Genomic DNA, 20,439 nt, shown 5'->3' with positions numbered 1-20,439 from the left:
AATTACTACTATTATTATTTGTGTTCACAATGATAATAAACTCCCGCTTAGTTTGCAAGACTCGGATTGGGTTTATATCCTAATTTTGTAATGACATCATTACTTTTATTCAATTTTGGATTGGCATAGAGAAAAGTAGACTCATTGCCCTTGTCCATAATAAAATCAATTCCCTGGGCCGAAGCAACATCTTGGATAGCTTTTGCTACACGGTCTTGAATAGGCTTCATCAATTGAGTACGTCTTTTAAAGAGGTCGCCTTCAAATCCAAACTTTTGTTTTTGATAGTCTTTTACTTCTTTTTCTCTTGTCACGATTTCATCCTCTCGGCGGCGACGCATATCTTCATTTAATAAAACCTGGTCCTTTTGATAAGCCTGATATAGTTTTTCAATCTCAGCATATTTCTGATCCACTTCTTCCTGCCATTGCTTAGATAGGTCATCTAACTGTTTCTGTGCAGTCGTATATTCAGGAATATGTTTTAGGATATATTCTGAATCAGCATATGCAAGTTGTTGGGCAAATGTCGCTGTAGCACTCACGACTACAAAAGCTATAACTAACAATATTTTTTTCATATTTCCTGTAAGTTTTTATAGACTATACTTTTTATTATTTAACACTAATTTACCTTATGACTTCGGATAATCCCAAAAGTTTAATTCGAGAAAACCGCTCTACGTAAATTTACGGCTCAAAAATAAGAAAAAAGAAGCAATCTAACAGATATTTCTCGGGTTTAACACTATTTAACTTGTTGAAGAATGCTCCAATGCTAGTTGCCTGAGTGCTGTTTATAGCTTCTTTTTTCGGTGATCATAACCGCACTCAATATAAGAAAATTTATAAGATATATAGGGTGATTTCGCATTTAATCCGATCGGGTGGAAATGAAAGAAAAATGCATGATTTATTGGAAAATAATCTTAAAACAAAAAAGCTATCTACAATTTCTTGCGATAGCTTTTTATTTTATTTCGACAGGATTGGATCAACAAAGATTAGAATCCACCCATATTTTGCATGATACTAAATGTAAAGTTTTGTTTCCATGTACTGCTTGGTAAACCCGGGATAGGGTCGAATGCATGGCCGTAATCTATTCCTAGCATACCGAAGATAGGTAAGAAGATACGGGCACCAACACCTGCAGAACGACGTACTTTAAATGGGTTGTATTCGGTGAACTTGTTCCAGGTATTTGCCGCTTCAGCGAAAGCCAATACGTAAACTGTTGCCTGATCATTTAACATCACCGGGTGACGTAATTCCATTTGATATTTCGTATAGATTGGACTACCTGAATTTCGTGCCACATTCACATTTTGTGTTCCTTCAGGAATGATTACACCATTTGCATAACCACGTAACGCAACAATTTCAGATCCTTGTAGGTAATCAAACCCTTGCATACCATCCCCACCGACTTTGAAACGCTCGAAAGTTGATATCTCAGTTTTGCTGGAGTATTTACCCAAGAAACCAAATTGAGCTTGTGCTTTGAAAACAAGTTTTCCCGCAATTTTTGCATACCATTGCGAGTCAAATTTCCATTTGTGGTACTCTGTCCAACGGTAGCGTTCCTGAGCCGAACCATTTTTATAATCAATGTTGTTGAACAATGAATATGGAGGCGTCAATTGCACCGAGAATTTGATGTTTGAACCCGAAGTAGGATAGATAGGAGCATCGATCGAATTACGGCTAAACTCTTGCGTCAAGTTGATGTTATAGGCTGTACCATTATCAAATAGGAAGTAATTTCCATAATTCTGAAGCTTATAACGTTGGAATGACAAGGAAGTATTTGCCTGGAACCAGTTGTCTGGCCATTGCAAGCGTTTACCTAATGTTGCGGTAATACCAGTCATCCAAATACGATTCAACTCGGAATCCTTAACAATTTGCTCGCCAGTATAGTAGTTAAACCCACCATATGATGAACTCGAAGTATAGGCGCTCAAACCAAAATAAATTGGTTTTTTACCACCCAACCAAGGCTCGGAGAAAGAGAAACTATACGATTGATAACGTTTACCCGAAGTTTGACCACGCACACTCAACTTCTGTCCATCTCCACGTGGTAGCGGTTTCCAGGAACTTTTATCAAAGAAATTACTGGTAGAGAAGTTGTTAAATGTTAAACCTAACGTACCGATGATCTGACCGGCACCATAACCACCCGAAAGCTCGACCTGATCCGAAGGTTTTTCAGTCACATTGTAAACAATGTCCACTGTACCATCCGCATAATTTAGATTTGTCGGTACTGGGTTTGTCTTTTGCTCATCAAAATTTCCCAACTGCGCAATCTCACGCACACTGCGCATAATTTGTTCTTTTGAGAATTTTTGACCAGGTTTTGTATAAATAGAACGTAATACAACACGGTCGTTGGTTACATCATTACCTTTAACAATAACGTTATTGATGGTATATTGAGCACCTTCATAAACACGTAAATTTAAATCGATGGTATCGTTATAAATACGCGTTTGTTCGGGGTCTACTGAGAACGTAAGATAACCATCGTTCATATAGATTGAAGAGATGTCATCACTATTTTTTGTAGGACCCATCAATTTTGCTGTTAATTTTTCTTCCGAAAAAACATCACCACGTTTGACACCTAAAATTTTATTAAGCAAAGTGTCAGAATACTTAGCATTACCTGTCCAAACAATATTACCTACATAATATTTAGGACCTTCATAGATGTCAAAGTTAACCAACACATTTTTTTCACCATCGCGAATAACCGTATCTTTCAAGATTGTCGCATCACGATAGCCTTTGGCTGCCATTTTCTTGATTAGGTTTTCTTTACCTTCTTTGTATTTTTCTTCCTTGAATTTTCCAGGACCGAAAATACGGTACCACATTTTTTGCTTAATTGGCTTGGCCATTTTTCTCAACTCTTGCTGAGAAAAATGTTCATTCCCTGTAAAAGTCATTTTTTTGACTCTTACCTTATGTTTTTTATCCACATCGGCAATAAGTATTTCATTATTAGCCTGTGCCGAGTCTTTCACTGTTTTTAGGGTGATCTCCGGATATAAAAAAGCTTTTTCTTTTAAGAACCGTTGGATCGTACCACGTGTGGTGTTCATCAAGTTTTCGTTGACAATCTTACCAGTGTTACTATTTAAACGTTTGCGAACTTCTTCGGTCTGGCTTTTACTTAGACCGTTGATATCAATACGCGTTAAACGAGGACGTTCTACTACACGGATGGTCAAAAATATATTTTCACCTTCAATTTTATCTGCCCATAATTCGACATCATCAAAGAGGCCTTGAGCCATCATATCCTTCACTACTTTTGCAGTCGCCTCACTTGGAACTTCCAAATATTGACCTACTGACAATTTAGAGATCGTAATTAATACATTTTTATCTAAAAATTGTGTTCCAGTTATATCAATAGCACTAATTACATAGTTTTTAGGATTGAGATAGCTGATTTTTTCTGGGTCATTTAAATTGAACGCACCTTTGTCTTGTCCGTAGACAAGCTGCATTGATGAGAGACCAAAAAATAGTATTACGGGTAGTATACGCTTCATTTATCTATAATTATTGGCGCTAAAGTACACCAATCGTTTGTTAATTTTTGTTAATTAAGAAAATTTAACCAGCTTGCTTTTTTTCAAATCAGTGGTCAAATTTAATAAAATCTTTATAACTGTTCACTTGTTTTTCCAAACCTTCTTTCGCGTTGCTGATAATCGACGATGGATTTAAATAAATCTTCTTTCGTAAACTCGGGCCACATCTTATCTAGGAAGCATAATTCTGAATAGGCAATTTGCCAAAGTAGGAAATTGCTTATTCTCAATTCTCCGCTGGTACGTATCAGAAGGTCAGGATCGGGTAGGTTTTGTGTATAGAGGTTTGCAGCGAATAATTCATCGTTAATTTCGTCTGCATTGAGTTTTCCGTCTTTTACTTTTTGGGCTAGATTTCGAGCGGCGTCCACAATTTCTTGTCGAGAACTGTAGCTCAAAGCTAATGTCAATGTACAGTGTGTATTTTCTTTCGTTGCTTCAATGGTCTCCTGCAGCTTTCTTTGTGCATTTGAGGGTAATTTGGTGATATCACCAATAACATTCAAACGGACGCCATTCTCCTGAAAAGTTTTGATTTCTTTTTTAAGGGAAGTAACCAATAGCTCCATGAGTGCCATTACCTCGAGCTTAGGCCTATTCCAGTTTTCTGCAGAAAATGCATAAAGTGTCAGAAATTTAATATTTGCTTTTACACATCCTTCTAATGCTTCTCGTACTGCTTTTACACCATTTTGATGCCCAAATACGCGAAGTTTCCCTTTCTGTTTTGCCCAACGGCCGTTGCCATCCATGATGATGGCTATATGCTGTGGCAATTTAATACTATCTATCTGATCTAAAAAACTCATTTTTGCTGTTTTCAATAAAATGAACACCTTAGGCATCAATGCTATTTTGGCGTTTTAAAACCTACTTTTGGTTTCCTGTATTGCTACCAATGATTATTGTTTGTTTAACGTACTTTTCATTGATTAATTATCGCACTTGGATTTCTATTCCGGATGTTCTTATTCCGTCTTTCTTTATTTCTTCCAAATATCGATTTTTAATTGGAAATTTAGAAGGACAATATTTAGAAAGATTGTTTTGTGTGTTTCTCTTCATACAAAGCGAGCTTGTGCGAAGTGAATTGATAGCCTAATAATTTCTGACATCGATGCCCCAAAGTAATTTTTCCCGCAGCGTACTGAAAAAGCTTTCATGGGGGAGTCTAATCAGATTAATAGTAAATGGAGCCTGTTTAATGGTTAATTTTACAGATGTATCAATAGACTCGTTTTTGGAATCACAGCTTAAGATGTATTGATTGCTTCGACTCTCTATTTCCAATTCAAGGGTAAACTGATTCGAGATGACAATGGGTCTCACATTGAGGTTGTGCGGAGAGATGGGGGTAATGACAAAATTGCCACTTTCCGGCATAATAATAGGTCCGCCGCAACTCAATGAATAGGCTGTGGATCCGGTAGGTGTAGCGATAATTAGTCCATCTGCCCAGTATGAATTCAGTAGTTCGCCATTGATGCGTGCATTGACCGTAATCATGGCCGAGCTGTCGTAACGAAATACGGTAATGTCATTGAGCGCATAATGATTGCCTTCAAACAAGTTAAGCTGTTCAGATTCTACAGAGAGCAGCACGCGCTTCTGTATGGTAAAACGCTGGTTCAGTATATCCTCGATGGCATCCTCAAAATCATTTTTATTGATGGACGCTAAAAAGCCGAGGCGTCCAAAGTTTATTCCTGCAATTGGAATTCCGGAATCTTTAATCAGGGAAACAGCAGATAACATGGTTCCATCTCCGCCTAGACTCAACATGATGTCAATATGATCTTTTATTTCTTGATAGGTATTGTATGTTGAGAAGTTAAAGGCGCATTCAAATTGTGATTGCAGAAATTCATGAAATGGATTATATACCCAGATCTCAATATTTTTATCGACAAGATATTCAAATAAGTGTTTCACATGTGGTATAACAGAGGGTTGAAACTCTCTTCCATATATTGCGATTCTCATATTGTTTTCAATTTATGGGGCAAAGATGAGAAAAAACTAATCTTAATCAAATGTTAATATAATTCATAAGCTGCTGATAACGGTCGGCAGTGTCGTCAAATGCAGCTATGGTATTATGGGTTTCAAGAATTAAATAGTTGTGTCTTAGGAATGAATTCAGTAAGGCATTGATGTTTGACTTGTCGACTTTAAGGGTAACTTCAATGTTGTCACTTTCCAAATTTATTTTAGTTGCGCAATTGAGGATTCTGCAATTGTCACTTTCAACAAGGTGCGCAATCTGTGAAAGTGAAAAATCGTGTAGGCCAGTCGCCAACACAATAATAGCACCAGATTCATTTTGTGATTGAATTGAACTTATTGCCTTTAATATATCCAATTGTGTTGACACACCAATATATTTGTTGTCTTGATCTAAAATAGGAATGATTGTGCTATTATATACCGTTATCATCACCAGGGCATCATAGGGGTGTTGATTGAACTTCAGCTGTATGGGGGCCGTATTTATTTTTATGGAAGAAAGGGGAGCTTCTTCATCTTCCGCATCCAATAAGATGGTTTCATTAACCAGGCCAATATAGTCGTCACCATTTAAAACGACTAATTCTTTACAAAGCATATCTTGCAGCTTCTCTAGCGCTTGTTGTATTGAATCAGCATTTTGAATACTGAAATCAGCATTTGAAAGAAATTGACTTATTAGCATACTCAAACTTAATAAAAAAACTAGGTGAAAAGAAATTTTACAGGATCAGATTTATACTTAATTCGTTGATTGCTTGTAATACCTAAAACAGGAAGCACAGAGAACGAATACATTATTGCAAATAAGTACAATTTTAAAGTTTAAAATTGTACTTTTATTACCATTCTGTTATTATTTTTGTCAACGAATTGGGATACGCCTAAAAACTGGGCTTAAATGGAGGTGAAGTATTTTTAATTGGAACAGTAAGATTGATGATCACAAGCGAGAGTAAAAAGTTTATTGATATACGTGAAGTTATTCACAAAAAAAATGCGGGCCTTGCTAAATGGATTCCGTCTTTTTTACTTAATTATTTAAAAAGGACAATTCATGAAGACGAGATAAATGATATTATGACGCGCTTTGCGGATCTTCAGGGCCTGGACTTTGTTGATGCATTGATCAACGATCTGGATGTCAAGGTCAATTTGTATGGGGCAGAAAATATTCCAGTATCGGATCCGGTTATTTTTGCGTCCAATCACCCTTTGGGCGGATTGGATGGAATTGCATTTATGCACGCTATAGGTAAATATAGACGCGATGTGAAATTTTTGGTTAATGATATTCTTTTAAATATAGGTAATTTGAGGCCTTTGTTTGTCGGTGTCAATAAGTTGGGGGGGCAGGGGAAACAGGCTATTTCTGCGATCGAGGAGGCTTACGGAGCGGATGATGCGCTATTGGTATTCCCTGCTGGTTTGGTTTCCAGAAAACAAAACGATGGCCGTATAGAAGACCTAGAATGGAAGAAAAGTTTTATTAGCAAAGCAAAAAAATATAAAAAAGATATCATTCCGGTCCTGATTGACGGTAAAAACTCTAAGTTTTTTTATAATTTTGCAAGGCTTAGACAGAAATTGGGTCTCAAGGTAAACATTGAAATGTTATATTTACCTGATGAAATGTTTGCTCAACGCGGACATACCGTCAATATTATAGTAGGAGAAAGAATCCCTTATACAGCGTTTGATCAATCAAAAAACGAAAAAACTTGGGCTGAGGAAGTGAAAAGAAGGGTTTATGGATTGGCTCAAGAAAAATAGAATTTATGCAAGAAATTATACCTCCAGTTGATAGAGAATTATTGAAGACCGAATTGAATAAAGAAGTCTTCTTACGATATACCAACAATGGAAATAACGAGATATACCTAATCAACTATCATAATTCGCCAAATGTCATGCGTGAAATTGGGCGTTTGCGGGAGTTGACTTTTCGTGGCGCAGGGGGAGGTACAGGACTTTCAATTGATATCGATGAAAATGATACATGCGAAGATTGTTACGATCAGTTGATCGCATGGAATCCCGAAGATGAAGAGGTGGTTGCCGGTTATAGGGTAATCAAATGTGCCGAGGCTGGTGAAGTAAACGGCATACCCAATTTATCAACAGCACATTATTTTCAGTTTTCCGAATTATTTACGAATGAATATCTACCTTACACCATAGAGTTGGGACGGTCGTTTGTACAGCCTAAGTACCAACCAGCCATCGACAATAGAAAAGGAATTTTTTCATTGGACAATCTTTGGGACGGTTTAGGGGCTTTGGTGATGCTTAACCCTGAAATTAAATACCTCTTTGGTAAAGTGACCATGTATCCACATTATAATAAAGATGCACGGGATATGTTGCTTTATTTTATGGACTATTATTTTCCTGACCATGATAAATTGGTTCTTCCTCTTCCGGAATTGGAAATCAAAAATGATTACGATCGCTTTGTCGGCGTATTTGATGGGCTGGATTATAAAGAAGGATATAAGGTGTTAAATAGCCATGTGAGAGCATTGGGAGAGAATATTCCACCGTTGATCAATACCTATATGAACCTATCGCCTACGATGAAATCATTTGGCACTGCACGTAATGATGAGTTTGGTACGGTAGAAGAAAAAGGTATTTTGATTGTAATTGATGATGTGTATCCCGTGAAGAAGGAACGCCATATGAATACGTTTGATCGGGATCGTGAATACGGTCATAGAAAACCCAAGCGTGGATAATAAAATAAAAGGGATTCAATTTTTGAATCCCTTTTATTTTGTTCGTGCAGCTCGACCTTGATTAGGCCGGTTTTATACAGGTATACAGTGCAAAGGCTAAAATGGCGCCTAAGATCGGTCCTAGGATTGGAATCCAGGCATAAGACCAGTCGGAGCTACCTTTTCCTTTGATTGGCCAAAGTGCATGAAATAAGCGCGGGCCAAAATCCCGGGCAGGATTGATGGCATATCCCGTAGTTCCGCCTAGGGAGAGACCGATGGCCCACACGAGGAATGCAACGGGTATCGCACCAAGGGAGCCCATGCCAATGGGAGCTGTTTTTCCGTCAATGGTGACATCTTGACCTGTTATGAAGAAAATTACAAAAATCAACACAAAGGTTCCGATAATTTCACTTGCTAGATTTGTTGATGTATTTCGGATGTTGGGTATAGTAGCGAAAACACCAAGTTTGGTCGTTGGGTCTGCTGTTGCATCGAAATGGTCTTTGTGCATGATGTAGGTCAACATCGCGCCACAGAAACCACCGGCAATTTGTGCGAGAATATAGCCAGGTACTTCCATCCAAGGGAGGCCATGATTAAGGGCTACGGCAATGGTTACCACAGGATTGAGATGGGCTCCGGTATATGGGCCGGCAAAAACAACACCTACATAGACTGCAAGTGCCCATGCGGTCGTGATTACAATCCACCCTCCATTTTCTCCTTTTGTGCCTTTTAAGATAACGTTGGCCACAACCCCATTGCCTAAAAGAAGGAGAAGGGTGGTGCCGATAAATTCTGCTAAATAATGGTTCATGCTTGTTGGTTAGTTTTCGGTCCAGTATTGTAATGCTTTGACTCCCTTGGTCCAGAGCTTAATAATCTTTTTTGTTTGCTCTTCTTGCTCTGCTTCAGGTTCAAATATACGATCCTGTGCCCAAAACTTAGAAATCTCATCCTCATTTTTCCAGAATCCCACGGCCAGTCCGGCGAGGTATGCTGCCCCCAAAGCTGTAGTTTCTGTAATTTTGGGGCGTACAACTTTGCTGTTTAGTACATTGGCCTGAATCTGCATAAGTAGATTATTTGCTGTTGCACCGCCGTCTACACGCAATTCTTTGATCGGTATGCCGCTATCAGCTTCCATGGCTTGCAGCACATCACGAGTCTGCAGGGAAATTGCCTCTAGCGAGGCGCGTGCAATATGACCATTGGTTGTTGCACGCGTAAGGCCAAATAGTGTACCTTGTGCACGAGCGTTCCAGTATGGAGCCCCCAGTCCGGCGAATGTAGGGATAAATGTGACACCGCCATTATCTTTTTCTGTCAGCGCTAATTGCTCTATGTCTGCCGATTTGTAGATGATGTTGAGATTGTCGCGTAGCCATTGGACCAGTGCACCGCCGATAAATATGCTCCCCTCTAAGGCATATTCTGTTTTTCCGTTGATTTTCCAGGCGACAGTCGTTAAAAGGTTGTTCTTTGAACGGATTGGTTTATCCCCGATGTTCATTAACATAAAACATCCAGTGCCGTACGTGTTTTTGACCATTCCCTTTTCAATACATTGCTGTCCGAACAGTGCCGCCTGCTGGTCGCCAGCAATTCCAGCTATCTTGACTTTGTGTGCAAAAATGGTTGTCCGTGATTCCCCATATATTTCACTGCTTTCTTTTACTTCGGGCAGCATGGCGGCGGGGATGTCAAATAATTCGAGTAGCTCCTTATCCCATTCCATGCTATGAATATTAAAGAGTAAGGTGCGGGAAGCGTTTGTTACATCCGTAATGTGAGCATCGCCCCGGGTGAGGTTCCAGACGAGCCAAGTGTCAATAGTTCCACAGATTAATTCCCCGTTTTGTGCTTTTTCCCGGGCACCTTCCACGTTATCCAGAATCCATTTTATTTTGGTTGCAGAAAAGTAAGGATCTAATATTAGGCCTGTTTTTTCCTGGATCATCTCATGTTTTCCAGAGCTACGCAACTCGTCGCAATAATCTGCTGTGCGTTTATCTTGCCATACAATGGCATTGTAGATGGGTTTTCCTGTTTCTTTTTCCCAAACGACCACAGTTTCCCGTTGATTGGTAATGCCAATAGCGGCAATATTTTTGCCGTTTAACCCTGCTTTTGTGGTTGCTTCTGCAGTGACACCTGCCTGTGTTGACCAGATTTCATGTGGATCGTGTTCAACCCATCCTGGTTGTGGGAATATTTGCGTAAATTCCTTCTGGGCAATGGAGACTATATTTCTGTCTTTATCAAAAATGATAGCTCTGGAGCTGGTGGTACCTTGATCCATTGCCAAGATGTATTGTTGTTCCATAATTGAGTAATTGAGTATTGCTGGTTATTTTGTATTACTTTAAGATATAATTTTTTGCAACATTTTGAAAATGCGTTATTTGATCATTTTGCCAATCTTCATCTTTTTCCAGTTCCTGGGCGAGTATTTTTGCGACATCAGGTGCAGCTTCAATTGCAGCTTTCGCATCAAGAAATAGCATCCGTACCCGACGGGATAGCACATCTTCCACAGTCCTGGCAAGTTCATTGCGTGCTGCCCAAACAACTTCGGCCTTTTTGAACTCAAGATGTGGGATTAACTTTTCGTTCCATTCGGGATTTTCCTGAGCCAATGCATTGATCATTTCTTGGTCGGCACCGTAAATATACATATGATTGCTTCTGTCGGACGTTGGAATGGCGCTATAGATCTTTTGTGTGGCAGACCGGCTTTCTTTTTGAGGTAAACAACCAATTTTTATCGCTTTGTCTAGGGTATCTTGGCCCATTCGACGGAATGTTGTCCACTTTCCGCCAGTTAAAGTCAGTAATTTGGAGTCGCTAACAATAACCTTGTGGCTTCGTGAGATCTCTTTGGTTTTGTTTGAGTTACCTGTAGGGGCTGCCAGTGGACGGAGGCCGGCGAATACGGCCAATGCATCCGCTCTTGTTGGTTGTTTTGTCAAGTAACGTCCCGCCGTTTTCAGAATAAAATCGATCTCCTGCTCCAAAGCTACCGGTTCAAGGCTATGCTCGTCTATCGGTGTATCCGTTGTTCCCACAATGACTCGATTATGCCAAGGTACTAGAAAAAGGACCCGTCCATCATCCGTTTTTGGAATCATAATGGCATCGTCGCCCGGGAGAAACGACTTGTCAAATACAAGGTGAACACCCTGGCTGGGGCGTACCATTTGTTTCGCTTCAGGTCTATCCATTTTTAAGATATCATCGACAAATATTCCTGTAGCATTGATAACAGCTTTGCCTTGTATGGTGAAAACTTCACCAGTTTCGGTATCATTGGCGATGACACCGTTTATTCGTCCATCGCTGTCTTTGGTGAGGTTATTGACCCTTACATAATTTAGGGCGACTCCGCCCATTTGTATACAGGTCTGCGCAACGTTGAGCGCAAGCCTGGAGTCGTCAAATTGTCCGTCTTGATATACCACGCCACCATATAGCCCTTTAGGTCGTACAGTGCTTATGCGATTGAGCGTTTCTTCTTTATTGATATGAATGGATTTTCCCAAGCTTAATTTACCTGCCAGAAGGTCATATATTTTCATTCCAATGGTGTAAAATGGGCCATCGAACCAGCTGTAGTTTGGAATGATAAACGATTGGTTTTTAACAAGGTGTGGAGCATTTTTTTGGAGTAAACCTCTTTCATGAAGCGCTTCTTTAACCAATGAGATGTCGCCTTGAGCCAAGTAGCGTACACCACCGTGAACAAGCTTTGTTGCTTTGCTTGAAGTGCCTTTTGCAAAATCAACCTGCTCCAATAAAATTGTTTTGAACCCTCGGCTTAAGGCATCTAATGCAACACCTAATCCGCTGGCACCGCCGCCTATGACGATAACATCCCACGCGCTCGTATCCCTTATTTTTTCTATCAGTTTTGACCTGTTGAATTCTTGGTGTTTCATTTTGTTTCGTTTTGGATTTTTGTAGTGAATCTTCTGTGCTTCTTTTACTACTTCCTTTACACTAAGTTATGCTATATTTGTTAAATTTTAAAGGAAATTAAATATTATTTATGTTAAGGTCAGGTGTTTGTTTTTGTTTTGTTTTGTTTTTATTTTAGCAAAAGCAAGTCTTTTTGGTTTTTACGGGTGATAGGGTATAGCATATCAACAGGTTGCCTTTTTTACTTCTCCCCAATGGCGGTATTTTGAATGACACCCCCTATTCTGATCACCTAAGGTTATGTATATAGGGCTTAATCGCGTTTTTATGAATCCGCTGAAATACGGTCCGTTGTAGTCCTGGGTGTTTTTTTTCATGGTCAATAGCTATATCATGTTTAACGATTATGTGCTGCTTATGTTTTGGTTTGGGGAAATGATTTTGTAATTTTAGATTCGTATTTAATTTATTTATGATGAGAAATATAAGATTATTACTGTGTGGAGCTATTGTGTTTTTGGGGACGGTACTCGTACAGTCCAAAGCGTTCTCACAGCAGCTTGCTACAGCTCAGGATCTTTCGAAGCCTTACAATCCAGATGCCAATGCACAGAATGATATCGATCAGCTATTGGTTCAAGCAAAGAAAGAAAAGAAAAACATCGTCATTCAAGCCGGTGGGAATTGGTGTGTCTGGTGTTTAAGATTTAATGAATATATCCATAAAACGGCAAGTGTCGACAAGTTGTTAAAGAGTCATTTCCTCTATTATCACCTCAATTATTCAAAAGAAAATAAAAATGAAGCTGTGTTTCAAAAGTATGCCCCTGAAGGCAATAAACTAGGTTATCCATTTTTTATTATTTTGGATAGAAATGGAAAAACATTGCATGTACAGGAGAGTGGTAGTCTGGAAAAAGGAAAGGGCTATGATGAAGAAAAAGTGCTTAATTTCTTTAAAACTTGGGTTGCAAAATAGCAATTATCGACTTTGGGATTTCTAGTCGCGCTAAAGGAAAATACCCAGCAATCCTTTCCTAAACGACGATACATTCTGAAAGATCAATAGCTTTCCTTCGTACCTGCTTCGTATCTGCTTCGGATCATCAATAGATCTTGTACAGATGCTGTACAGATATTGTCCAGTCTCCAAACAGGAAAGGTCTGTACACTACTAGGTCAACAGTCGTAACGGAATTGGGCAGCTCCGAACGTGGTCCGAAGCAGGTACGAACACAATATGAATAAAAGCCAGCTGTCTTATACTGAAATAGGTTTACATCTACCGAACAGCTTACTATATAGATTTTACAATCTATTTTTTTCTACTGGATATGGTTCTCATTGTCTGTGATTTTGCCTTTAATTTACGCCCGATTGTAAATAATGGCGGATAGGCTGAAAATAAAAGGTCTCGTTCCTAGAAACGAGACCTTTTTATTTTGGCTTAAAATAGCTCTTTTTTACGAGGATATTGTTTTGATCCCCCAATGACGAGCGTGCTTACTCTTGGTAGAATATAATATCTTATTGGTAGCCTAACAATTTCATTACTTGTTTGGAGTTTTGCTCCTCACCGAACACCTCGTAGTTGAATGTTTCATCTCTATTGCGGCGTACAAGCACATGTTTGGGTGAAGGAAGTAAGCAGTGGTGGATGCCTCCATATCCGCTTAATACATCTTGATAGGCGCCTGTATGAAAGAAGCCCAGGTATTGAACCTTACGGGTCTTCGGCATAAATACCGAGTTCATATGCGCCTCCTGATTGTAATAATCCTGTCCATCGCATGTGATGCCACCTAAATTGACGCGTTCATATTCTGAATCCCAGTTATTGATCGGCAATAGAATGTATTTTTGATTCAATGCCCATACATCCGGCAAATTTGTAATGAATGAACCATCAATCATAAACCAACGTTCGCGATCGTTTTGTTGCTTGCGCCCCAAAACTTTATAGAGGATACCTGATGCTTCAGCAACAGTGTATTTGCCAAATTCAGTAATAATGTCTGGTTCCATCACTTCATGGTGAGCACAGATTTGTTTGATACGGTTGACGATCTCATTGACCATATATTCGTAATCAAAGTCGTGTACCAATGAATCCTTAAATGGCATGCCACCACCGATATCTAGGGTATCTAAATCCGGGTTTACTTTCTTGAATTTACAATATAAAGTAACGTATTTCTCTAATTCGTTCCAGTAATACGGGGTGTCCGAGATACCTGAATTAATGAAAAAATGGAGCAACTTTACTTTAAAGTTTGGATTGTCGGCGATCTTGTTGTTATAGAATTCAACGACGTCTTCCTGGCGAATCCCTAGGCGAGATGTATAGAATTGAGAATCTGGTTGCTCTTCGGAAGCAACGCGGATACCTAAAGCACAAGGCTCATCCAATTCGATTTCATCATCATAAAGGTTAAACTCCTCTTTGTTATCCAGCACCGGTATAATGTTTTTATATCCATCGTGGATCATATCAACAATATATTGTTTGTACTGGTAGGTTTTGAACCCATTACAGATCACTGTAATGTCTTTTGTTACTGTGCCCTGTCTTTCCAATGAATCGATCATCGGCATATCAAATGCAGATGAAGTTTCCAGGTGGATATCATTTTTCAAAGCTTCCTCTACGATGTGCTTGAAATGGGATGACTTGGTACAATAACAATATTTGTAAGATCCGCGATAGTTGTGTTTCAGAATTGCGGTCTGAAAGAGGATTTTCGCTTGCTGAATTTTTTTGCTGACGATAGGCAAATAGGTAAAACGTAACGGCGTACCGTACGTTTCTATCATTTCCATTAAATTCAAATCGTGGAAATACAATTCGTCGTCGATGATTTCGAATCCGTCTTGCGGAAAACCAACACTTAAGTCAAGAAATTCCTGATAGCTCTGCATTTTTTATTATTTTTGCAAAGATATACTTTAATGGTGAATACCTAAATAAGGAATGTTATTTATTTCCAATTCACTATCAGGAAGTTGTAAAAATTACAAAATCATTAAATGGCAAATTCTATTCAAAAGCGACTTATTGAAGTCACTGTACAGGCAGTAAAAGAGCTTTACAATGCAGATATTTTAGAAACTCAAATTGCTTTACAAGCTACCCGAAAGGAGTTTGAGGGACAAATTACAATCGTAACTTTTCCCGTAACGCGCTTTTCGAAATCTTCTCCGGAACAAACCGGAAAGGAAATTGGTGCTTATTTGCAACAGCATATCGCTGAAATATCAGATTTCAATGTGATAAAAGGCTTTTTGAATATTGTTCTTTCCGATGCTTACTGGATCACGTTGTTGAATCAGACCATAACGGCGAAGGACTTTGCTGTATTTCCTGCGAACGGGAAAAAATTGATGGTGGAATACTCTTCTCCAAATACCAATAAACCACTGCACTTGGGACATATCCGTAATAACTTATTAGGATATGCTGTTGCGGAAATCCTAAAAGCGTATGGTTATGATGTGATCAAAGCAAATTTGGTGAACGATCGTGGTATCCATATCTGTAAGTCCATGTTGGCCTGGCAGAAATTTGGTAACGGTGAAACACCCGAGTCTACTGGACTTAAAGGCGACCACCTTGTTGGAAAATATTACGTTGTCTTTGACAAAGAATATAAAAAGGAAATCGAGGCATTGAAAGCTGAGGGGCAAACCGAAGAGGAAGCAAAGAAAAATGCACCTTTGATGAAGGAGGCACAAGCGATGTTGCAACAATGGGAAGCCGGTAATGAAGAGGTGATCTCCCTTTGGAAAACCATGAACAGTTGGGTGTACGCGGGGTTTGAAAAGACCTACAAACAATTAGGCGTCGATTTTGATAAATACTATTATGAATCCAATACATACTTGTTGGGTAAAGATATTATCCAGGAAGGTTTAGATAAAGGGGTTTTCTTTAAAAAAGAGGATAACTCCGTATGGATTGATCTAACAGACGAAGGATTGGATCAGAAGCTTGTGCTTCGTGGCGACGGTACTTCGGTCTATATTACACAAGATTTGGGGACAGCACAATTGAAATATGATGAATTCAAAATGAATGATTCTATTTATGTTGTCGGTAACGAACAGGATTACCATTTCAAGGTATTGTTTTTAATCTTAAAAAAACTAGGTAAAGCCTGGGCTGACGGATTGTTCCATTTATCGTATGGGATGGTCGACCTTCCTTCAGGTAAAATGAAATCGCGGGAGGGAACAGTTGTTGATGCGGATGATTTAATGGCTGAAATGCTTAAAACTGCACAGGTACGTACTGAGGAGCTTGGCAAGACTGGCGGATTGGACGAGGAATCAAAAGCTGCTCTTTACGATACGATCGGAATGGGAGCATTGAAATATTTTCTATTGAAAGTGGATCCTAAAAAACGTCTTTTGTTTGATCCAAATGAGTCTGTCGATTTTCAAGGTCATACAGGGCCGTTTATTCAATACACGCATGCGCGTATCAAATCTGTTTTAAGTAAAGCTGAATTCGATTTTGACAGTGCTGTGTCTGTACCGGCGACGATTTCCTCTTACGAGCGAGATCTAATTCAGCAATTAGGTGCGTTTCCGGAGGCTATTGAGGCTTCTGCGCAAGAGTTCAGCCCGGCGCAATTGGCAAACTATATCTATGAAGTAGCCAAGTTCTACAATAAATTCTATCATGAAGAAACGATATTGAAAGCGGAAGATCCTGATGTAAAGAACTTTAGATTGCATCTTTCGGCTTCTGCGGCAAAGGTTATCGCCAAAGGGATGAACTTATTGGGTATTCATGTACCTGAAAGAATGTAATGCTATGAAGAAAATTCGCGTAGGACTTATTGGTTTTGGAATTTCAGGTCAGGTTTTTCACGCTCCCGTGATGCGTTCGATAGCTGAACTGGATCTTGTTAAAGTGACCGCCCGGAAAGCAGATCAGCAAAGTTTGCTAAAGGAACGCTATCCACAGGCAGCAATTGCTTTGTCGGCAGATGATATTTTTAATGATGCAACCATTGATTTAGTCGTGGTTGCGACTTCCAATGACATGCATTATCCTTTTGCAAAACGTGCTTTGGAAGCAGGAAAACACGTTATTGTCGAGAAACCATTTACGAACAATGTAGAGCAGGCCGATGAGCTTATCGCGCTGGCTAAGGAGAAAAATCTGATTTTGGCGCCTTATCACAATTTAAGATTCAACTCCGATTATCGAACGTTAAAGAAAGTAATTCAAAGTGGACGATTGGGAAGAATTGTAAATCTGGAAGTTAGGTTTGATCGTTTCCGCAATTACTTGAGACCAAATGCGTGGCGTGAAGAACATTTACCGGGTTCGGGGATATTCTACGATTTGGGCTCGCATCTTATCGATCAAACTTTACAATTGTTTGGAAGACCAGATGCTGTTTTTGCAGATTTAGCTATTCAACGGGATCATGCGAAAACCATTGACAATTTCGACTGCTTATTGTACTATGATGACTTACGGGTATCGCTGAAAGGGTCTATGCTTACAAAAGAACCTACACCTCGATATCGTGTCTTTGGCATGAACGGAAATTTTGTAAAATATGGTGTCGATCCACAGGAAGCTTTACTGCGCGATGGTAAATTTCCCGATGAAGATCCAACTTGGGGACAAGAAGATCCAAGTCTATACGGCAAGCTCAATATTGTTGAACAGGGGAATGATATTGAAGAAATGATTCCTTCTGAAATAGGTTCTTATCCTGATTTTTATCAGAACGTTGCGGATAGCATATTGGGAAAAACTACCTTGATCGCATCGGCGGAACAGGCGCGGGATGTCATTAAAATTATTGAATTGGGGTATCAGAGTCAATTGGAACGAAGAGTTGTTTCTGTTGAAAATACATTGATTGCTTATTAGAGTGTTGCTGTGAGTATACTATACGATGCCATCATTATTGGGGGGGGAGCCTGCGGATTGATGTGTGCAGCCCAAGCAGGGCTAATTGGGAAGAAGACCTTGGTCCTTGAAAGAAACGATAAGGTCGGTGCGAAGATCCTGATTTCCGGAGGTGGGCGCTGTAATTATACAAATATTGGTAGCAGTCCCGCTAATTTCATTTCTGAAAATCCAGATTTTTTGCACGGTATATTCAAACAATGGACCGTGGACGATACCATTACATTTTTTGAACAATATGGTATCGTGGGACATGAAAAAACACTGGGACAGTTGTTTCCAGAGACCAATAAAGCAAAAGATATCGTTGCTGTATTTTCTAAAATTTTATACGAGACAGGGCAGGATATAGCCTTGAATACCTTGGTCAAATCTGTAGAAAAAAACGATAATGGCTTTGTGGTAAAAGTAGAAAATGCAAAAGGTGAGTCCCGATACCATGCCCATAAAGTGGTTGTTTCTTCCGGTGGGCTTCCGGTGCAAAAGCTTGGGGCCTCAGACTTTGGAGTACGCTTAGCTAAACAATTTGGTTTGAATGTAGTCGGTACAGCGCCTGCATTAGTCCCTTTGACGATAACTGGAAAAGATGCGGATTGGTATAGTTCTTTGGCTGGAAATTCGGTGTTCTCGAAAGTGTCTGTTGCCGGAATGTCTTTTGAAGAGAATATTCTCTTTACACACTGGGGATTAAGCGGACCTGCAATTCTTCAAATATCAAGTTATTGGCGGCCTGGACAGGAGATTACGATTGATCTCTTGCCTAATTTTAATTTGGATAATCTGATTAAACAGGAGCGACAATACGGTGGGAAACGACTTGTTTCACAATTGCTAAACGATTATTTCAGCAGGAAATTGGTCGACGCCCTTGGGAAATTTTTGGCCTTGGATACCAAAATCGCCTCACTGAGTAAAGCTGATGCGAAGTTGATTGTCGGTACGATCCATCGCTTCAAGGTAAAACCTGCGGGAGATAAGGGGTATGATAAAGCTGAGGTCATGCGTGGAGGAGTTTCAACGGAAGAGCTTCACTCCAAAAGCTTAATGTCTAAAAAAGTTGAAGGCCTTTATTTCGGAGGGGAGACTGTTGATATTACAGGATGGCTTGGCGGCTATAATTTCCAATGGGCTTGGGCTAGTGGTTATGCCATCGCCCAAGACATTTAGGCGTGAAATATTATTCATTTCGTGAATTTAACGCCTTATCGACAGATTTCTCAGCATAGAGTTCTGTGGCAGCTGTCAAGCGCTGTTTTATTCTCGTTTGTAAATTTCTTGGCGAGAGTACTTTAATGGATTCGCCAAAACCTAAAATTTCTCTTTCCAGTTCAAAGTTAAGTACAACATCGATGCGAATTAAGATTGAGCCATCCTCCTTTTTGTCTAAAATCTGCTGTGAAGGATGTAAGGGTTTTGTTGCTACATAAGGTGCATTTTTTGCATTGACTTGCAATATCACCCGCTGGCCACGGTCTTTTTGTGTCTTCGTTACGCCTATGGTATCCGAAAAGTAACGTTCGAAATCGACCCCTCTATATTCCTTGTATGAATTTTTGCCCATTTCCTCGATGGTATTGATTCGATCAAGCGCCAGCGTCATTAATCCTTCATTCTTTTTATGCTGACCAATTAGAAACCATCGATTCCGATATTCTTTTAAGAGATAAGGTGAGAAGACCAGATCCTGCTGTTGTGTTGCTTTGAACGATTGGTAGCTGATCAGGAGTGGTGTTTTTTCACGAATGGCTTGATGCAGCGGGCTGATAAAAGAAAGGCCTTTTAGCAGGTTGTTACTTTCCATTTGTATAATGGAAGGTGAATTGTCCTTTTTGGTATGGATGCTATCTTCAAGCCGTGCAACAATATCGCTCATTTCATCAAAACTGGAGAAACCGCTCACATGCTTAAGTACCTCTACTGCTTCCTTCATTTTTTGCATGTCACCGACGGAAATCGGTGAATTGCTAATGCTATAGTTGGGATCTTCATAGGTGTAGAATTTTCGGTGCAACACAACAATAGGCGCATTGTAGCCAAGTTTATTGCTACGCATGAGTTGAATATCACCTTGTATGGTACGTTTACTTATCCCATTTTTGATTCCTTCAAATTCATAAAGTGCATCGGAAACCTTTTCCATGAGATCTTCCAAGGTCCATTTACGATGTCGCAAGCGAAGGCAATGGTCAATCGTTTTATAACGTATGAGGGCTAGTTTATTGAGTGCCATGTTTTTTTTGTTAGATTG

16 protein-coding genes are annotated in these 20,439 nt (G+C 39.5%); 6 read left to right on the top strand and 10 right to left on the bottom strand.

Annotated features, from left to right (window positions below; all coding sequences use genetic code 11):
* Window positions 1-47 precede the first annotated feature (47 nt).
* The 5 genes from B2O97_RS24430 to B2O97_RS24410 all read right to left on the bottom strand — a co-directional run bounded on the left by B2O97_RS24430 (window position 48) and on the right by B2O97_RS24410 (window position 6,303).
* On the bottom strand, window positions 48-581 hold the full coding sequence (locus B2O97_RS24430) for an OmpH family outer membrane protein (RefSeq protein WP_046671928.1): 534 nt from the start codon (window positions 579-581) through the stop codon (window positions 48-50).
* Between the two features lie 423 nt (window positions 582-1,004).
* Window positions 1,005-3,569, bottom strand: a complete 2,565-nt coding sequence (gene bamA, locus B2O97_RS24425; RefSeq protein WP_115047835.1) for an outer membrane protein assembly factor BamA — start codon at window positions 3,567-3,569, stop codon at window positions 1,005-1,007.
* Between the two features lie 113 nt (window positions 3,570-3,682).
* A complete protein-coding gene (locus B2O97_RS24420) occupies window positions 3,683-4,420 on the bottom strand; it encodes an isoprenyl transferase (protein ID WP_201639469.1) in 738 nt (245 codons plus the stop codon).
* Window positions 4,421-4,709: 289 nt separating this feature from the next.
* The gene (locus B2O97_RS24415) at window positions 4,710-5,594 is read right to left on the bottom strand and encodes an NAD kinase (protein ID WP_112374400.1); all 885 of its coding nucleotides are present in this window, start codon (window positions 5,592-5,594) and stop codon (window positions 4,710-4,712) included.
* A gap of 46 nt (window positions 5,595-5,640) precedes the next feature.
* Window positions 5,641-6,303 (bottom strand): CBS domain-containing protein, encoded by a 663-nt coding sequence (locus B2O97_RS24410; protein WP_115047839.1) that lies wholly within the window; start codon window positions 6,301-6,303, stop codon window positions 5,641-5,643.
* A 254-nt stretch (window positions 6,304-6,557) separates the two neighbouring features.
* On the opposite strand from B2O97_RS24410, the gene B2O97_RS24405 reads away from it, so the two are divergent.
* Window positions 6,558-7,391 carry a 1-acyl-sn-glycerol-3-phosphate acyltransferase gene (locus B2O97_RS24405; protein ID WP_112374399.1) on the top strand — a complete coding sequence of 278 codons (834 nt, stop codon included), beginning with the start codon at window positions 6,558-6,560 and terminating at the stop codon, window positions 7,389-7,391.
* A gap of 5 nt (window positions 7,392-7,396) precedes the next feature.
* Window positions 7,397-8,356 (top strand): GNAT family N-acetyltransferase, encoded by a 960-nt coding sequence (locus tag B2O97_RS24400; protein ID WP_046671934.1) that lies wholly within the window; start codon window positions 7,397-7,399, stop codon window positions 8,354-8,356.
* Between the two features lie 61 nt (window positions 8,357-8,417).
* Here the strand turns inward: B2O97_RS24400 and B2O97_RS24395 are convergent, their stop codons facing one another.
* Genes B2O97_RS24395 through B2O97_RS24385 form a run of 3 tightly spaced genes read right to left on the bottom strand, consistent with a single transcriptional unit; the run spans window position 8,418 to window position 12,279 of the window.
* On the bottom strand, window positions 8,418-9,158 hold the full coding sequence (locus B2O97_RS24395; protein ID WP_201639468.1) for an MIP/aquaporin family protein: 741 nt from the start codon (window positions 9,156-9,158) through the stop codon (window positions 8,418-8,420).
* A 9-nt stretch (window positions 9,159-9,167) separates the two neighbouring features.
* On the bottom strand, window positions 9,168-10,667 hold the full coding sequence (gene glpK / locus B2O97_RS24390) for a glycerol kinase GlpK (RefSeq protein WP_070569218.1): 1,500 nt from the start codon (window positions 10,665-10,667) through the stop codon (window positions 9,168-9,170).
* Window positions 10,668-10,701: 34 nt separating this feature from the next.
* Window positions 10,702-12,279: a glycerol-3-phosphate dehydrogenase/oxidase gene (locus B2O97_RS24385; protein ID WP_115047844.1), complete on the bottom strand. Its 1,578-nt coding sequence runs from the start codon at window positions 12,277-12,279 to the stop codon at window positions 10,702-10,704.
* A gap of 452 nt (window positions 12,280-12,731) precedes the next feature.
* Here B2O97_RS24385 and B2O97_RS24380 point away from each other — a divergent pair, with 452 nt between their 5' ends.
* The gene (locus tag B2O97_RS24380) at window positions 12,732-13,238 is read left to right on the top strand and encodes a thioredoxin family protein (RefSeq protein WP_236586101.1); all 507 of its coding nucleotides are present in this window, start codon (window positions 12,732-12,734) and stop codon (window positions 13,236-13,238) included.
* A gap of 548 nt (window positions 13,239-13,786) precedes the next feature.
* On the opposite strand, the gene B2O97_RS24375 is transcribed toward B2O97_RS24380, so the two are convergent.
* Window positions 13,787-15,178, bottom strand: a complete 1,392-nt coding sequence (locus tag B2O97_RS24375; protein ID WP_046675638.1) for an arginine decarboxylase — start codon at window positions 15,176-15,178, stop codon at window positions 13,787-13,789.
* A 108-nt stretch (window positions 15,179-15,286) separates the two neighbouring features.
* On the opposite strand from B2O97_RS24375, the gene argS reads away from it, so the two are divergent.
* Genes argS through B2O97_RS24360 form a run of 3 tightly spaced genes read left to right on the top strand, consistent with a single transcriptional unit; the run spans window position 15,287 to window position 19,358 of the window.
* Window positions 15,287-17,071, top strand: coding sequence for an arginine--tRNA ligase (gene argS / locus B2O97_RS24370; protein WP_201639466.1), 1,785 nt, complete (start codon window positions 15,287-15,289; stop codon window positions 17,069-17,071).
* Between the two features lie 4 nt (window positions 17,072-17,075).
* Complete coding sequence (locus B2O97_RS24365) at window positions 17,076-18,152, top strand: oxidoreductase (RefSeq protein WP_286768309.1); 1,077 nt, start codon at window positions 17,076-17,078, stop codon at window positions 18,150-18,152.
* Window positions 18,153-18,167: 15 nt separating this feature from the next.
* Window positions 18,168-19,358, top strand: coding sequence for an NAD(P)/FAD-dependent oxidoreductase (locus B2O97_RS24360; protein WP_286768339.1), 1,191 nt, complete (start codon window positions 18,168-18,170; stop codon window positions 19,356-19,358).
* A gap of 10 nt (window positions 19,359-19,368) precedes the next feature.
* On the opposite strand, the gene B2O97_RS24355 is transcribed toward B2O97_RS24360, so the two are convergent.
* Entirely contained in the window at window positions 19,369-20,421 is a 1,053-nt protein-coding gene (locus B2O97_RS24355) for a helix-turn-helix transcriptional regulator (RefSeq protein ID WP_286768308.1), read from the bottom strand.
* Between the last annotated feature and the right edge of the window lie 18 nt (window positions 20,422-20,439).

It is taken from the genome of Sphingobacterium sp. UBA865, assembly GCF_002295765.1.
Classification (GTDB): domain Bacteria; phylum Bacteroidota; class Bacteroidia; order Sphingobacteriales; family Sphingobacteriaceae; genus Sphingobacterium; species Sphingobacterium multivorum.
The sequence above is the reverse complement of the archived record's forward strand: the minus strand, read 5'-3'. Positions and strand labels throughout refer to the sequence as shown.

Coding starts and splice junctions, on each gene's coding strand:
- B2O97_RS24430 (WP_046671928.1), bottom strand. CDS start 581: ATGAAAAAAATATTGTTAGTTATAGCTTTTGTAGTCGTGAGTGCTACA.
- bamA (WP_115047835.1), bottom strand. CDS start 3,569: ATGAAGCGTATACTACCCGTAATACTATTTTTTGGTCTCTCATCAATG.
- B2O97_RS24420 (WP_201639469.1), bottom strand. CDS start 4,420: ATGAGTTTTTTAGATCAGATAGATAGTATTAAATTGCCACAGCATATA.
- B2O97_RS24415 (WP_112374400.1), bottom strand. CDS start 5,594: ATGAGAATCGCAATATATGGAAGAGAGTTTCAACCCTCTGTTATACCA.
- B2O97_RS24410 (WP_115047839.1), bottom strand. CDS start 6,303: ATGCTAATAAGTCAATTTCTTTCAAATGCTGATTTCAGTATTCAAAAT.
- B2O97_RS24405 (WP_112374399.1), top strand. CDS start 6,558: ATGATCACAAGCGAGAGTAAAAAGTTTATTGATATACGTGAAGTTATT.
- B2O97_RS24400 (WP_046671934.1), top strand. CDS start 7,397: ATGCAAGAAATTATACCTCCAGTTGATAGAGAATTATTGAAGACCGAA.
- B2O97_RS24395 (WP_201639468.1), bottom strand. CDS start 9,158: ATGAACCATTATTTAGCAGAATTTATCGGCACCACCCTTCTCCTTCTT.
- glpK (WP_070569218.1), bottom strand. CDS start 10,667: ATGGAACAACAATACATCTTGGCAATGGATCAAGGTACCACCAGCTCC.
- B2O97_RS24385 (WP_115047844.1), bottom strand. CDS start 12,279: ATGAAACACCAAGAATTCAACAGGTCAAAACTGATAGAAAAAATAAGG.
- B2O97_RS24380 (WP_236586101.1), top strand. CDS start 12,732: ATGATGAGAAATATAAGATTATTACTGTGTGGAGCTATTGTGTTTTTG.
- B2O97_RS24375 (WP_046675638.1), bottom strand. CDS start 15,178: ATGCAGAGCTATCAGGAATTTCTTGACTTAAGTGTTGGTTTTCCGCAA.
- argS (WP_201639466.1), top strand. CDS start 15,287: ATGGCAAATTCTATTCAAAAGCGACTTATTGAAGTCACTGTACAGGCA.
- B2O97_RS24365 (WP_286768309.1), top strand. CDS start 17,076: ATGAAGAAAATTCGCGTAGGACTTATTGGTTTTGGAATTTCAGGTCAG.
- B2O97_RS24355 (WP_286768308.1), bottom strand. CDS start 20,421: ATGGCACTCAATAAACTAGCCCTCATACGTTATAAAACGATTGACCAT.